The organism is Ensifer sp. ENS07 (genome assembly GCF_014852185.1).
Classification (GTDB): Bacteria; Pseudomonadota; Alphaproteobacteria; order Rhizobiales; family Rhizobiaceae; genus Ensifer; species Ensifer adhaerens.
Window position 1 is genome coordinate 26073 of record NZ_JACVBE010000008.1, and the last position, 14062, is coordinate 40134.

Consider the following 14062-nt stretch of genomic DNA (forward strand, 5'->3'; position numbering starts at 1 on the left):
TGGTTCCGGTGAAAAAAATGTACATACCGGAAGCGGCGGGCTCCGACCCGCCGTGCCGTTGCGCGTGCTTTTGTCCTATCGCAGCAATTTCAGCGATCCCGTCAGCGATCTGACCCACTTCACGTCGCCGGCAAGACCGATGCCGTCGATCGTCTCCTGCGCGAGATCCCGTTCCGGAAATTGCGTCTCGTAGTCGGCATAGCTGTGCAGCGAACGCGCGAAGGCTGGAAACGGCACGACGACACGATCGTCTTCTTTCGGCAGTGCCTTCAGGAGCAGTGCACGGATCGTCGCGCCATCGGCCTGGAGGATCGGCACGGGCCGGTTGGAGCTGATGTCGATGGTGTTCTGCCTGCTGTCCGTCAGCCGCTGGTTACCGAGACCGGGCATCGCCGAGCCGATGCCGATGCAGATCGCGGCGATCGTGTTGGCGAGATGACCGGGTGTCAGTTCGGGATTGACGATGATGGCGAGGCGGGTGTCCTGAAGCACGTGGTCTGTTTCCTCTCTGTTTCTCAAAGGCTGGGTCGGCCGGGAGAATAGACCGTGTGGCGAGGCAGTATCTTTCTGATGTTGCGAGAAATTGCCAAGATGGGGTAGATTCATCCCGATAGAGCAGAAAATGAGATAGAAGATGCCCGCCACCCTGACACCCGCCGATGTAAAGATCCTGACCGCGCTGCAAAGTGACGGGCGCCTGAGCAACCAGGCGCTTTCGGAGGAGGTTGGCATGTCGACCTCGCCCTGCTGGCGGCGGGTACGGCAACTGGAGGACGACGGTGTCATCCAGGGCTACATGGCGGTACTCAATCGCCGGGAAATCGGCCTTGGGGTGCTCGCCTTCATCCGGGTAAAGATCGACAGCCATACGGAGGCGGAGGCGGACGCCTTCGCCGAGGAGGTGATGAAACTCGACAGCGTCGTTGCCTGCTACAGCATTGCCGGCGATGCGGATTTTCTCCTCCAGGTCGTCTCTGCCGATCTCGATTCCTATTCGGATTTTGCCATGAAGGTCGTGCGGCGCCTGCCGTGCATCAAGGAGATGCAGACGACCTTCGTGCTGAAGGAGATCAAGGCCTATGGCGGGCTGCCCCTGCGCGCCTCGGCCGGCCAGCGCTGACCCAAACGACGGTCAGGAGGCGGAGGCCATCAGCGGGTCTTCCCGGACCACCTGGACAAGGAAATCGAGAACGGTGCGCACGCGTAGCGGCACGTTTCTGCGCGAGGGATAGACGACGCTGATCGGCAGGCGCGCCGGCGGGAATGCCGGCATCACGTTGACCAAGCGGCCAGCCTCAATGTCCGGGCAGGCCAGGATATGGGAGAGGATCGCAAGGCCGTTGCCGGCGAGCACCGCGCGATGCACGGCCACGGCACTGTTGGCGACGAGCCGGGGCGCGATGCGCACGAAAACGTCGCCGGACCCGTCGGAAAACGTCCACTGGCGGCCGTCGCCGGCGCGGCTGTAGCAGATGCATTCATGCTTCCCGACGTCGTCGGGAATCTTTGGCGCGGGGCGCCGGTTCAGATAGTCGGGTGCCGCCACCAGAAACGCGGTCGTCCAGCCGATCCGCCGGCAGATCAGGCCTGCCTCCGACACCGGACCCAAGCGAACCTCCAGATCGATGCCCTCTCCAATCAGTTCCGATGGTTCCTCGCGAAACAACATCTCTACGGAAAGCCCCGGATGACGGGCGAGCAGGGCGGCCAGGCGATCGCTCAGATAGAGGCCGAGCGGCGCGGGCACGGTGAGCCGCACGCGGCCCGCCACGAGGCCGGCCTCGCCGCAGGAAGCCTCGTTCAGAGCATCGACCGCCTCGACAACTTTGAGCGCCATCGGGATCATGTGTTCCCCCTCGGCGGTCAGCGCCAGCGCATTCGTCGTCCGGTGCAGAAGACGCATGCTCAGGTGCTCCTCGAGTGCCGAGACCTGGCGTGATACCGCCGGCTGGGTCAGGCCGAGATCGTTGGCAGCCGCGGAAAACGAGCCGGTCTCCGCCACCCGCAGGAAGGCTCTGAGCGCAGAAACGATGTCCATCCGGCTTCCCCCAAACGTTTCGACATAAGCCTTATGCGCCGAGTTTACCCCCGGCGCGCTTTACTGTCCATCGATTAAGGATATCTTGTATCCATAAGGATAATAGATGTCCTTAATTAGGAGCAAAGCCATGACCCAGCGCCTCAACTACGCCCAGCAGTCACCCGAGTTCTTCAAGAAAATCTCCGACTTCAGCCTCAGCCTGAAGGACAGCGTCATCGAGCAGACAATCCGCGATCTCGTTAATCTGCGGGCTTCGCAGATCAACGGCTGCGCGTTCTGCGTCGACATGCATGTGAAGGAGGCGAAGATCCACGGCGAGAGCGAATTGCGCCTCTACCACGTGGCAATCTGGCGGGAATCGAACCTGTTTGCGCCGCGCGAACGCGCAGCACTTGCCTGGACCGAGGTGCTGACGAAATTGCCCGAGGGCGGCGTTCCGGACGAACTCTATGAGCGCGTGCGCGGCCAGCTTTCGGAAAAGGAGATCTCCGATCTGACCTTTTTCATCATGGCCATCAACGCCTGGAACCGCGTCAGCGTCGCGTTCAAGTCCGTGCCCGGTTCGGCCGACAAGCTCTATGGGCTCGACAAGGCCGGGCTCAACTGAGCCCGCAGCAACCGTCATGCACGGCGGCGCGATGGGCGCCGCCGATGGAGGATCCCATGAAAATCGTCATCATCGGCGGAACCGGCCTCATCGGTTCGAAGACGGTCGAACGCCTGCGCAAGCGCGGACACGAGGTGATTGCCGCCTCCCCGAACACCGGCGTCAATACGATCACGGAAGAGGGGCTCGCCGAAGCGCTCAGCGGCTGCGACGTCGTCGTCGACCTCGCCAACTCCCCCTCGTTCGAGGACAGGGCGGTGCTCGAATTCTTCGAGACGTCGGGCCGCAATCTGCTTGCCGCCGAAAAGGCTGCCGGCGTCAAACACCATATCGCGCTTTCCGTGGTCGGAACCGAGCGGCTGCAGGAAAGCGGCTACTTCCGCGGCAAGCTTGCGCAGGAAAAGCTGATCGAGGCCGGTGGCATCCCCTACACGATCGTGCACTCGACCCAGTTCATGGAGTTCCTGAGAGGGATCGCGCAATCGGGAACCGTCGGCGACCTCGTGCGCCTGTCGCCGGCCTATGTGCAGCCGATCGCGTCAGACGATGTTGCCGATGCCATGACCGACGTGGCGCTTGCCGATCCCGTCAACGGCACGATCGAGATTGCGGGTCCGGAGCGCTCGCGCCTCAGCGATCTCGTCGCCCGCTATCTCAGGGCGATGGGCGACAATCGCAAGGTCGAGCCGGACCGGGAGGCGCGCTATTTCGGCGCTCTGCTCGAGGATGGCTCGCTTGTTTCCGACAACAATCCCCGCCTCGGCCGCATCACCTTCGAAGAGTGGTTCGCAACGGCACCCCGCAAGTAACCGAACCGGAGGCGCGCGCGTCGCGCATCTCCCTCATCTGAAAGGATTTTCGACATGATCAAGTCTCTCCTCACCACCCTCGCCGTTACCGCAACCCTGTTCGGGACCGCCGTCGCCGGTGACGCTGCCAAGGTGACGCTCGTCTATGAGCATGAATTGCCGAACGTTCCGGGCAAGAGCATTAAGGGCGTTCTGGTGGAATACGGGCCTGGCGGCTCGTCCGATGCGCACACCCATGCGAGCACGGCCTTCATCTATGCGACGGTGCTCGAAGGCTCGATCCTCAGCCAGGTCAATGATGGTCCAGTCAAGGAATACAAGGCCGGCGAGAGCTTCTCCGAGATGCCGGGCGACCGTCACGGCGTCAGCGCCAACGGCAGCAAGACCGCGCCCGCCAAGCTGCTGGCGGTCTTCGTCGTCGACACCGCCGAAAAGGAACTGACCTTTCCGATGACGAAGTGACGCCAGCCAAGGGCCGACTGCCGATCGCGCAGCCGGCCCTTCTTTCGGCCCAACCGTTGGGGCCAGCCAAGTTTGCCGAGCATCTGCCGGCGCAGGCCTATCTTTACGCTTCGCCTGCTGAAACCGCGGCCGGCGCCGCTCATCCGGCGCGTTCTAGAACCCAGGCAAAGCTTCGCTTCGAGAGATCGGCGGGAATTTCCTTCGAGAGGATTTCCATCAGGTCGGACAGGCGCACGCTTCGCAGCTTGTCGCGCCAGGCTTCGTCCGCCTCCCACATGATGCGCGCCACTGCACAGGGGGTCTCGTCGCAGTAACCGGGCGCCCGGCAGGGATTGTTGGCCCGGATATTGGTGCAGACGAAGGTGCGCGACCGGCCTTCGACCGCCTCGACGATATCGAGGAAACTCAGTTCCGCCGGCGCTTTCGCCAGCCGGTAGCCTCCCGAAGGACCGAGGGTCGTGTGGACGAGGCCCGCCTGTGACAGGCTCTGCAGCGCCTTCGACAGATACTCCTTCGGAAGTCCGTGGAATTCGGCCAGCGCCTTGGTCGATAGGTAGCGGCCCTCGGGCAGGCCGGCGAGAATGGCGCAACAGTGCAACGCCCATTCGACTTGGCTCTTAAGGATCATACGCTCTAACGATCTTTTTCGTCCGGCAGATGCCGTCCGCATCTATTAAGGACAAAAAATATCCCTATTTTTTCCCTGTGTAAACAGCGCCGTCATGTGCAACAGGAGGGATCATGGTCGTTGTCGTCGGTTTTCTGCTTGTTCTCAGCATCCTGCTGCCGCTTGCGTTCAACTGGCGACTATGGCGGCTGAATGAACCGACGCGGCTTGGCTGGCTGCTGGCGCTTGCAGAGACCGTCGTGCTGCTCACCCTGATCGGGCTTCTCAACCGCTGGGACATCGCCGGCTTCTGGACCCGGGCGGCGCTGGCCGCGCTCGCGGTCGCGGCGTCTTTGGTGTCGTTGCCCCGACATTGGCGCCGGCCCTGGCTGTCGCTGGATCGCGGAGCATTGGCGCGCAGCCTGGTGCCGACCGTAGCCTCTCTTTTCGTCTTCGGTGCAGCACTCGCCTATGTCGCCTGGGGCATCGGCGCGCAGCACGATCCGCGCGGGCTATCGTTTCCGCTGGTCGGTGGTCGCTTCGTCGTCGCGCAGGGCGGCGGCATCGGCGTGCTCAATCATCACAGCGATCACCCGGCGCAACGGCATGCCCTCGACATCACGGCGATCGGCGAGACCGGCTTCCGGGCGTTCGGACTGTTGCCTAGGGATCCCGCCGACTACGCCATCTTCGGCAAGACCGTCGTCAGCCCGTGCGAGGGAGAGATCGTCGCGGCAGCGGATGGGCTGCCCGACCTGCCCCCGCCCGAGGCGGATCGGGGCAACCTGGCTGGAAACCACGTGATCGTTGCCTGCGACGGCATGCGGGTGGAACTGGCGCATCTGCGCAAGGGGAGCGTGACCGCCTTGATCGGGGCGCGGGTTCTCGCCGGCGATCCGATCGGCGCTGTCGGCAACTCTGGCAACAGCACGGAGCCGCATCTGCACATTCATGCCGTCGATGCCGGATCCGGAAAGGCTGTTCAACTGTCCTTCGACGGGCGTGTTCCTTCACGCAACGTGCAATTCGTCAGATGAAAGCCGATGCGAGGTTGAGCGGGCGGTGCTTTACACGTTCGATCTGAACGGCCAAAGATAGGCCGCTCACGGGAGGAGCTCGTTCATGGACATCAGCACCATGGCTGCCTTTGCGGCCGTCACCTTCATCGCGGTGGTTACGCCCGGCCCGGACGTGATCCTGGCGATGGCCAATGGCTCTCGTTTCGGCATGAAAAAGGCAGTTGCCGGGATGATCGGCGTGCTTCTTTCCGACTTCTTCCTGATCGCCGCCGTGGCAGCCGGCCTCGGCGCCATCCTTGCCGCGTCGGAGTTCTGGTTCTCGGTCGTCAAATATGCGGGTGCCGGCTATCTAGCCTGGCTCGGCTACAAGATGCTTCGGCCCGGTAGAGCCGAGAAAGCGGAAACGCAAGGCGCCGAAAACGGCGATCTCGTTCGCACGGAATCCGCGCTTGCGATCTGCCGCCACAGCATGATCGTGGCCATCACCAACCCCAAGGCCTACCTGTTCTTCTCCGCACTGCTGCCGCAGTTCATCAACCCGGCCGCGCCGCAACTGCCGCAGTTCCTGGCGCTTACCGCCGTGTTCACCGTCGTCGAGTTTGCCGTCATGTTCGGTTACGCCCTTGTCGGCTTCAAGACGACGCAATTTGCCGCCTCGTCGATGCGGCGCTGGATGGAACGAGGCTGCGGCGGCGCCTTGCTTGTCTCGGCTGCCTCGCTCGCGCTGGTAAAGCGCGTCAACGGATAGGCGGCGGGTCGCGATAACGGGGTGCCCGGCCGATCGTTCGTTTTCGGGATGCGGAAGGTTCAGGAGCCGGTGGGCCGCCGTGTCGCAGCACTGCTTCTGGCAGGGCTTAATGATAGAAGCGTCGCCGCCGTTTCGGCGGGTGCGATCGAGCCCGCTGCAAACTGCGGCACGCCCGACGGATCTTCCGACCAAACGCTGTTTCTGCCGGCGGCCTTCGCGGCATAAAGCGCGGCGTCGGCGGCGGAAATGATCGCGTGCACATCCTTTTGCCGGTCGGCAAAGGCAATGCCGATGCTGACCGTTGCCGACAGCACGCCCTTGGTCGTGCTCAGCCGGCGCGCTTCGAGCGCGGTGCGAACGCTGTCGGCAATGGCGATCGCGTCGGCGCGATCCGCCTGCGGGAGGCAGGCGGCGAATTCTTCCCCGCCCATGCGCGCGATCAGGGCGTCACGCGGCACGGCCTTCGAGAGGATCCCGGCAAATTCCACGAGCACCTGGTCGCCCACCGCATGGCCGTAGCGATCGTTGATCACCTTGAAGTGGTCTATGTCGAGATAGAGCAGTGCTCCCTTGGCCGGTTGCGTGGCGAGATGGGTCTCCAGCTGCGCAAGGAACGAACGGCGGTTCGGCACACCCGTCAGCGCGTCGGTCTCCGAGGCGAGCTTGTAGCGTTGCTGGGTTCGCTCCTTGACCATGGCGAAGAAGGCGAAGCCACCGGCGAGGCTGTGAAAAAACAGCTCGAAGGTCAGCAACTGGTACCAGAGCGGCTGCGAAGTTCCCGCGGCCGTGTTGCCGGCGAGCGGCCAGATCAGGATCAGCGGGATGCGGGCGAGATAGAGCAGGCCATGGGTGGCGAACACGAAGGCGACGATGTAGGAGCTCGGGAGCTTGCGGAAATTCTCCGAGCGGAAGATCTCGTGCGCGATCAGCGCCGAATAGGCGAAGATCAGGATCGAGTAGAGCACGATCCGGCTTGTAACGCTCTCGCGAACATAGTCTGAAGAATAGGTGACGACGATCCACAGGAGCGGCCCGACGAGCGCGGAGGCGATCTTGAGCGGCTGATTGTCAAAGGCGCGCAAGCCCAGCCAGATCATCGCGAGCCCCAGCACCGCGAGCGCGTTGCCGAGCGAGATGGTGATGAAGTTGTAGCCGTCGCCGCGCAGCGTCAACAGGACGAAGCCGACTGCGCCGATGGCGAAGGCCAAGGACCACAGAAGCAGTTCGAGGCTTTTGCGCTCCTGCCGCCAGGCAAAACCGAAGAAAGCGGCGAAGATCACCAGCGTTACGAACGAACTGAACATGATCGTCGGGGTATGCAGGATGTCCACCATCGTCTCCTGATGTTCGCGCGAAACCATGCCCGACAAGCGTAAAGCTTTCGCAAATGACGGCATTTGGTGGCGTGCGCGGCTCCGGGCAATCTGTGCCAAAACGGCGGTCGCGTAGGCAGGAAACGGGTTGAATTCGGCGGCGTCCTGCACGATTTTTGAGGGAGGCGTACAAGTGGAGGCGAGGCCGATGGGTCAGGCGATGCATCGTTATTTCATCTTTGAGACCGCGGCCGGTTTCTGCGGCATCGCCTGGAACGATGTCGGTATCACGCGCTTTCAACTGCCGACCGGCACGCTAGAGGCGACCGAGCGGCTGTTGCTGCGGCGGCTGCCTTCCGGCGAGGCGTCGGAGCCGACGCCGGTAATCCGGGCGGCGGTGGAAGCCGTGCGGCACTACTTCGAGGGCAGGGAGGTCGATTTCTCCGGCTTCGCGGTGGATCTGCAAGGCCAGGATGAATTTTTCCTGCGCATCTATGCGGCCGCGCGGGCGTTGCGCTGGGGCCAGACCACGACCTATGGCGCGCTTGCCAAGGAATTGGGCGTCGGGCCGGAAGCAGCACGCGATGTTGGCCAGGCCATGGCGAAGAACCCGGTATCGCTGATCATCCCCTGCCACAGGGTGCTGGCCGCCGGCGGCAAGATCGGCGGGTTTTCAGCGCCGGGCGGTTCGACCACCAAGACGCGCATGCTCGAACTGGAAGGCGTCCATTTGGAGGAGCAACAGGCCAAGCCCGCACAGCAGTCTTTCGGCTTCTGAGGTGAGGCTGCTCCAGCGCGTGGCGCCTAAAGCCTGTTGCGTGACAAAGGATTCACACGCCAGACTGTAAGCTCTTGTTTTTATGCGTCTCGTTGCCGCAAGACCGATGCACAGTTTTGCGCGACATGCATTAGCCTTTGGAGCGCTGCTCGGCCTCGCGTGCGTAAACCGCGAGGAAGGCCTTCCCCATCAGCGAATTCTCGTTCTCGATGCTCTTTCGCAGGACCGCGGCCCGAATTGCCTGAATGGCCCGGTCGTCGGGTGCGGCCATGCTGGCGAATTCCACGAGTTGCATCGCGAGGCGGAAATTCCCAGCCTCCGATAGCTGCGTGGCCCGCTCCGCAAGTTTTTCGGCGCCGCCGGCAAGAGCGGCCAGTTCCGATGCGAGATCGGCAGTCCTCGGCGGCATGAGATGGGCCGCGTCACCATCGAACCAGCCGGCATAGAAGTGATAGATGCCGCGGACGAGGAATTCCGGGTCGTCGTACTTCGCTGCCAGATAGGGCTTGCCCAGATATGCCTCGGGCACCTTCACCGCATGCAGAACCGCGTCGAGGCTGGCGCCCCTGTTGAGGAGCGCGAGCGTTTCACGCACGAGATGCTCGAGCGCCTCTGCCCCGTGGCGCAGCATCTCGGCCGCGCGCTCTTCGCCAAAGACGACCGGACCGTGACCGGGAATGAGGACCGCCGGAGCGAGCGCCTCCATCCGCCGAAGTGCCGTCGCCCAATCGGCTGCATAACGCTGCACCTTGCGCGGATTGCCGGCGTTCGGAAACACCCAGATGACGAAATCGCCGCTCGCAAGGACACGTCGTTCCGGTAGCCAGACGAACGTGGCATCGTCGGTTTCGCCTCTGCCGTGAAAAAGTTCGATCCGCTCGCCACCGACGGACAGTGACAGGGTATCGTCATAGACCGCGTCCGGTCGCCGCTGACCGATTGGGTAGATGTAGCCCGGTTTGTTGAACTGCTGGCTCTGCGCGATGCTGTTGTAGCCATGCGAAGCCTCGTAGCGCTCCATCCGCCGCTTCACGTTGCGGTGGGCGACGATCCGCGGGCGCGCTAGCCCACGCGCATCCGCTTCCTGGTCGATGACCGTGATCCCGCTGGTATGGTCGATATGGCCATGCGTGAAGATGACGGTGTGTATGGGGCTGTCGTCCCAGGAGCGTATGACGTCGAGGGTCTGCTTTGCCGTTTCCGGCTTCGCGGTGTCGATCAGGACCAGACCTTCGCTGGTACGGATGGCCGTCACGCTGCCGCAGAAGTAGGTCGTGTGGACGGTGATGATGTTGTCGGCGACATGGGTGATGGCGCCGTGCGAGACCGCGGCGGTCCATTCTTCCATCTGAGCCGTGCCGTCCCACAGACGCTCGAACAACGGGTCGTGTCTCATGGTCTTTCTGTCCTCGAAGCAATCGCCGACAGCTTTAGCATTGCCGGCCGTGGTTGGAAGCCGGCACGTGTGGTCTTGTGGACATGCCTCAGGTTTTGGGCTGCATCATCTGAGACGCTCGCTCATTGAAGAAGCTTGAACAGCTTTCCCAAAGTGCCGCTGTCCTGTGCCGGTTGCTCGGCTTCTGCAGCGGGTTGCTGCTCCGGCTGCGGCGTTTCCGGCGCCGGCTGTTCGGCAGCCGTGTCGGGCGGAGCTTGCCCATCGACGGGCGGTGCCGCCTCGGGCTCGGTGCCGCCACCGCCGATGATCTGCTCGATGGAGAGCTCGCTGCCTTCGTCCTTCGGCTGCTTGCCGATCGCACCGCTGAGGATGTCGCGAAGCTTTCCTCCCTTGCCGTCCCCGGACAGAAGCTCATCGAGCCCCAGCTTGCCGGTCGGCAATCCGAGCTTCTTCAAGGTCGAAAGCGCGGCATCGGGGTTTTTCAGAAGGCCCGAAAGGTCGGGATAGATGCGCGGAGCGGCAAACGACCCTTCGATGACGACGGGCACGCCGATGCCTTCGGTGGCGATGTCGGCACCCTGGCCCTGCAAGGATGCGACCACGCGGGGATCGAGGCGGAAGTTCAACTGGTCCTCCGGCAGGTTTGCCTCGCCTTTGCCGCTCATCCGCACGAGGGGGCCGACGAGCTTGATGTCGTCGGTGCGCGCAACGCCGTTCTCGATGGCAAAGGATGCCCCGAGTTCGGTAAAGCCGGTCGCCTTGTTGTCGTTCTGCTTGAAGCCGGAGGACATCAGGCCGACGAGATTGTTGTAGACGTCGGCAACGTCGATCCCGCGAATGGCGCCGTCGGAGAAACGGACCTCAGCCGTGCCCTTGAGCGATCGCTTGAGCGTGCTGGTCGTGCCGCCGGCGCCTGCAATGTCGAACGTCGTCTGCAGCGCGCCTTCGAGATGCTTGAAGTTTGCAAGGTCGGTGAGCAGTGGTGCGGCCGAGGCGCCCGATATCGAGGCCTTCACGGCGATAGACGGCTCCGTGCCGGATCCGTCGGCGGTCAGGCTCGCGGCCACCTGGCCGCCATAGAAGGGGCTATCCGGAATGTCGAGGTTCGCGATGCCCTCGGAGATCTTCAGGGAAGTTGCGACCGGCCCGACGACGACGCGGCCGTAGGCGAGTTTTTCGGCATCGACCTTGATGGAGGCATCGATGGAGCGAAGTGCGGACAGATCCAGCGGACCATCCGGGGCAGGGCCACCACTCGCTTTGCTTTTGGCCTTCGCCTGCGGCGCGGCCGAAGGCGCGCCGGCCAACCGCGCGAGGTCTAGTTCCTTGAAATGGAGCGCGCTCGAAATTTTGAGCGGTGTCCCGAGTTCGACCGCGCCATTGCCGCTTCCTTCGACCCCGTTGACCGAGAGCGTGGCCTTCTGGAATGCGACGCCCGCAGCGCTTGCCTTCACGTCGCCATTGAAGGCGAATTGCGTGATGCCGCCCGCGTCGGCCTGACCGATCCAGGCAAGAAGCGCTCGCAGGTCTGCGGCCGCGAAGTTCAGCTTGCCGGCGTAGCTGCCCGCAAGCGCCGCCTTGCCATCCAGCGCAAGCGTCGCTTCCTTCGTGCGCAGGTCGAGCTTCAGCGGGATGTCGCCCGCACGGGCATTGGCGTCCATGAGCAGGTCGCGGACCGGTAGGGTAAGATCGATCTCGGCCGGTTTGCCCCGCCACACGAGGCTGCCCGCAAGACGCATTGGCTTGGCCAGGCCCTCGATCTTGAGGGCGAGTTTCTTTGCCTTCACCTCGGCCATGGCCGGATCGGCGATGCCGGGAATGACGATGGTCGCGTCACGCAGGCTTGCGCCGCCGGTCACGTTGATCGTCTTGCGCACAGAGTTCGCGCTCAGTCCGCGAAACGCGAAGGCCGTGTCCATCGTCACGGTTCCCGACAGCGGTACCGATTGGCCGACCAGAGCCGCGAGTTTGGAAACGTCGAGCCCGTTGCTGACGACGCGGCCCTGGAAAATCGGCTCGGCGGCGCCGACGTCGGCGGCGAGATCGGCGGCAACACTGCCGGCGTCGATGCCGAGATGCTCGAGCCGCCCGGTCAACTGCCCGTCCTTGAGGGTCGCCGTCAGCGCGACGTCGGATGCGGAAATGTCACCAACGGCAAGGGCGCCGACATTGACGCTGATATCGGCGTCAAAACCGGCCAGCGCCTGCAGGCCTGCAGCTGCCTTGGCCTTGTCCGTCCGGCCTGCCGGTTCCTCGGGCTGGGAGGAGGATGCGGCCGTCTCGCCGTCATCGAGAAATGCGCTCAGATCCAGCCGCTCGGCGTTGAGGTCGGCGAGGAACCGCGGGCGGCTGCCCGGCACGAACAGCGCGTCGAGTCCGAGCGCTTCGTCGCCGATCGTAAGCTTGCCGCCGCGGATCTGGTAACCGCCATTGGCATTCAGCGCTACCTGGCCGCTGGCAGTCAGTTCGGTGAGCCCGGCCGCAAGCTGGTGCTCGGCCTCCAGGGAAAGGCTGAGTTCGGCAGGCTTGTGCTCGAGCAGCGGACGCAAAGGCGAAACGGCAAGCGTGACATCGTAGCGCCGGCCATCGACGCCGGCGCCGGCCGAGAGCGACAATTCGCCATCGATATCCGGAACGGCGAGCGTAAGATCGAGATCGCTGACGACGTCGACCGAACCGCCGGCGCCTTCCTGCCGCAGCGTTCCCTCGCTGATCGAGATCTTGTCGATGGCGCTTTTCTCGAGGAAGGCGACGAGGGCGGCGAGCGGATCGCGCGTTTCGCCCGTGCTCGCCTGTCCCGCCTCAGCCCCCCCGTCTTGCGCAACCGCTGCGGCCTCTGCCTTCGGCCGCAGCGCCACGACAGGGCGTACAAGCCTTACTTCCCTCACGTGCAGGCGGTCGGACCATAGCGAGGAGAGCGTCACGGAGCCCGCGACTTCGCCGATCTCGGCGGTCATGCCGTCGGCATCGAGCGAGACGTTTTCGGCCACCACCGCCAGATGCGGGACGACGGAAAGTCTGACCGGGCCGTTGAGCGCGATCGCGCTGCCGGTCGCGTTCGAGAGTTGCCGTCCCAGTTCGGCGCGCATCCAGTCGCTCGAAACGAAGCTGGGCAGGATCATGACTGAAACGACAGCGAGGACGCCGAGCGCCAGCAGGCAAAGAAAGAAACGCCGCATGTTTCCCCTCGTTGCGAAAGCGATTGATTCGGTATCGTTTTCCAGCGCGCGCCGTTTTGCAACTCCTGGGGCGATCTGCCTTCTCGTCGTACGGTTGCGCTATCGCGCGCCGACACCCTTTCCGGCGACGGCTGCATCGCCCATCTCGACGGCTGTACTCTCGGCCACGGCTGCCGGAGCGGCAACCGCGCGCGGACGATGCACGAGCGTGACCAGCACGAACGACAGGATCATCAGCAGATACCAGGCGCCGAGCTTTTGCACGGAGACCAGCGTCCAGCCGGCATGCTGCGAGGGATAGATCCAGGCCCGCGACCAAGTGCCGATGTTTTCGGCGAACCAGATGAAGAGGGCGACCAGCAGGAAGCCCACGAGCAGCGACATGCGGTGGCGAAAGCGGAAGACGCGATAATGCACCGTGGTGCGAAGGAAGAGGATCGCGGTCAATCCGAACAGCGCGTAGCGAAGGTCGATGATGTAGTGGTGGCTGAAGAAGTTGACATAGATGGCAAGGGCCAAAAGCAGGGTCGCGATGAGCGGCGGATAGTTGCTGTAGCGCATGTCGAGAATGCGGGTCACGCGCGCCAGATAGGAGCCGACGGCGGCATACATGAAACCCGAAAACAAAGGCACGCCGCCGATGCGGAAGAAGCTTGGCTCCGGATAGATCCACGAGCCGACGGAGGTCTTGAAGATTTCCATCAGCGTGCCGACGACGTGGAAGATCAGGATGACCTTGGCCTCGGCGATGGTCTCGAGCTTGAAGACGAGCAGTGAGATCTGGATGGCGATGGCGCTCAGGAACAGGAAGTCGTAGCGGGCGAGACCACTGCCTTCGGGCCAGTAGAATTTCGTTGCCAGCATCAGGGCCAGCATCGCGCCGCCGAAGAGGCAGGCGAAGGCCTGCTTGATGCCGAACACCAGAAATTCGGTCAGGCCGCCAAGGAAGCCGCTTGCCGGAAGCCGGTCGAGCACGCCATGCGCCGCAGCGTCGATGCGCGCCTCAATGCTCGTAAACCGCCTCTCCTCGGGTTGTCCAACCATCCGCATCGCCTCCTTTTGCCGTCGCTGCTGCGATGGCCTGACAATGCGGTTGAATTGTG

14 protein-coding genes are annotated in these 14062 nt (G+C 63.5%); 7 read left to right on the forward strand and 7 right to left on the reverse strand.

Annotation, left to right across the window (positions count from 1 at the left end):
• Nucleotides 1–75: 75 nt before the first annotated feature.
• Nucleotides 76–492 (reverse strand): DUF2000 domain-containing protein, encoded by a 417-nt coding sequence (locus IB277_RS22650; RefSeq protein WP_060517708.1) that lies wholly within the window; start codon nt 490–492, stop codon nt 76–78.
• Nucleotides 493–634: 142 nt separating this feature from the next.
• Here IB277_RS22650 and IB277_RS22655 point away from each other — a divergent pair, with 142 nt between their 5' ends.
• Nucleotides 635–1120, forward strand: a complete 486-nt coding sequence (locus IB277_RS22655) for an Lrp/AsnC family transcriptional regulator (protein ID WP_034787553.1) — start codon at nt 635–637, stop codon at nt 1118–1120.
• A gap of 12 nt (nt 1121–1132) precedes the next feature.
• On the opposite strand, the gene IB277_RS22660 is transcribed toward IB277_RS22655, so the two are convergent.
• Nucleotides 1133–2038: a LysR family transcriptional regulator gene (locus IB277_RS22660; RefSeq protein ID WP_060604473.1), complete on the reverse strand. Its 906-nt coding sequence runs from the start codon at nt 2036–2038 to the stop codon at nt 1133–1135.
• A 130-nt stretch (nt 2039–2168) separates the two neighbouring features.
• On the opposite strand from IB277_RS22660, the gene IB277_RS22665 reads away from it, so the two are divergent.
• From IB277_RS22665 to IB277_RS22675, 3 genes are read left to right on the forward strand one after another with little or no spacing between them, the layout of a single operon-like run.
• Complete coding sequence (locus IB277_RS22665) at nt 2169–2648, forward strand: carboxymuconolactone decarboxylase family protein (RefSeq protein WP_192371857.1); 480 nt, start codon at nt 2169–2171, stop codon at nt 2646–2648.
• Nucleotides 2649–2704: 56 nt separating this feature from the next.
• On the forward strand, nt 2705–3457 hold the full coding sequence (locus IB277_RS22670; protein ID WP_192371858.1) for an SDR family oxidoreductase: 753 nt from the start codon (nt 2705–2707) through the stop codon (nt 3455–3457).
• Nucleotides 3458–3511: 54 nt separating this feature from the next.
• Nucleotides 3512–3919: a cupin domain-containing protein gene (locus tag IB277_RS22675; RefSeq protein ID WP_060517704.1), complete on the forward strand. Its 408-nt coding sequence runs from the start codon at nt 3512–3514 to the stop codon at nt 3917–3919.
• A gap of 139 nt (nt 3920–4058) precedes the next feature.
• On the opposite strand, the gene IB277_RS22680 is transcribed toward IB277_RS22675, so the two are convergent.
• Nucleotides 4059–4547 carry an Rrf2 family transcriptional regulator gene (locus IB277_RS22680; RefSeq protein WP_192371859.1) on the reverse strand — a complete coding sequence of 163 codons (489 nt, stop codon included), beginning with the start codon at nt 4545–4547 and terminating at the stop codon, nt 4059–4061.
• Nucleotides 4548–4660: 113 nt separating this feature from the next.
• On the opposite strand from IB277_RS22680, the gene IB277_RS22685 reads away from it, so the two are divergent.
• Together IB277_RS22685 and IB277_RS22690 are read left to right on the forward strand one after the other, a co-directional pair.
• Nucleotides 4661–5563: a M23 family metallopeptidase gene (locus IB277_RS22685; RefSeq protein WP_192371861.1), complete on the forward strand. Its 903-nt coding sequence runs from the start codon at nt 4661–4663 to the stop codon at nt 5561–5563.
• An 85-nt stretch (nt 5564–5648) separates the two neighbouring features.
• Nucleotides 5649–6293 (forward strand): LysE family translocator, encoded by a 645-nt coding sequence (locus tag IB277_RS22690; RefSeq protein WP_060517700.1) that lies wholly within the window; start codon nt 5649–5651, stop codon nt 6291–6293.
• Between the two features lie 59 nt (nt 6294–6352).
• Here the strand turns inward: IB277_RS22690 and IB277_RS22695 are convergent, their stop codons facing one another.
• A complete protein-coding gene (locus tag IB277_RS22695) occupies nt 6353–7624 on the reverse strand; it encodes a GGDEF domain-containing protein (RefSeq protein WP_210339656.1) in 1272 nt (423 codons plus the stop codon).
• Nucleotides 7625–7826: 202 nt separating this feature from the next.
• Between IB277_RS22695 and IB277_RS22700 the strand changes: the two genes are divergently transcribed.
• A complete protein-coding gene (locus IB277_RS22700) occupies nt 7827–8384 on the forward strand; it encodes a methylated-DNA--[protein]-cysteine S-methyltransferase (RefSeq protein ID WP_371813661.1) in 558 nt (185 codons plus the stop codon).
• A 130-nt stretch (nt 8385–8514) separates the two neighbouring features.
• Here the strand turns inward: IB277_RS22700 and IB277_RS22705 are convergent, their stop codons facing one another.
• The 3 genes from IB277_RS22705 to IB277_RS22715 all read right to left on the reverse strand — a co-directional run bounded on the left by IB277_RS22705 (nt 8515) and on the right by IB277_RS22715 (nt 14003).
• Entirely contained in the window at nt 8515–9780 is a 1266-nt protein-coding gene (locus IB277_RS22705) for an alkyl sulfatase dimerization domain-containing protein (protein ID WP_192371865.1), read from the reverse strand.
• Nucleotides 9781–9902: 122 nt separating this feature from the next.
• Nucleotides 9903–12959, reverse strand: a complete 3057-nt coding sequence (locus tag IB277_RS22710) for an AsmA family protein (RefSeq protein WP_192371866.1) — start codon at nt 12957–12959, stop codon at nt 9903–9905.
• Between the two features lie 99 nt (nt 12960–13058).
• Complete coding sequence (locus IB277_RS22715) at nt 13059–14003, reverse strand: DUF817 domain-containing protein (RefSeq protein ID WP_192371868.1); 945 nt, start codon at nt 14001–14003, stop codon at nt 13059–13061.
• Nucleotides 14004–14062: the final 59 nt, after the last annotated feature.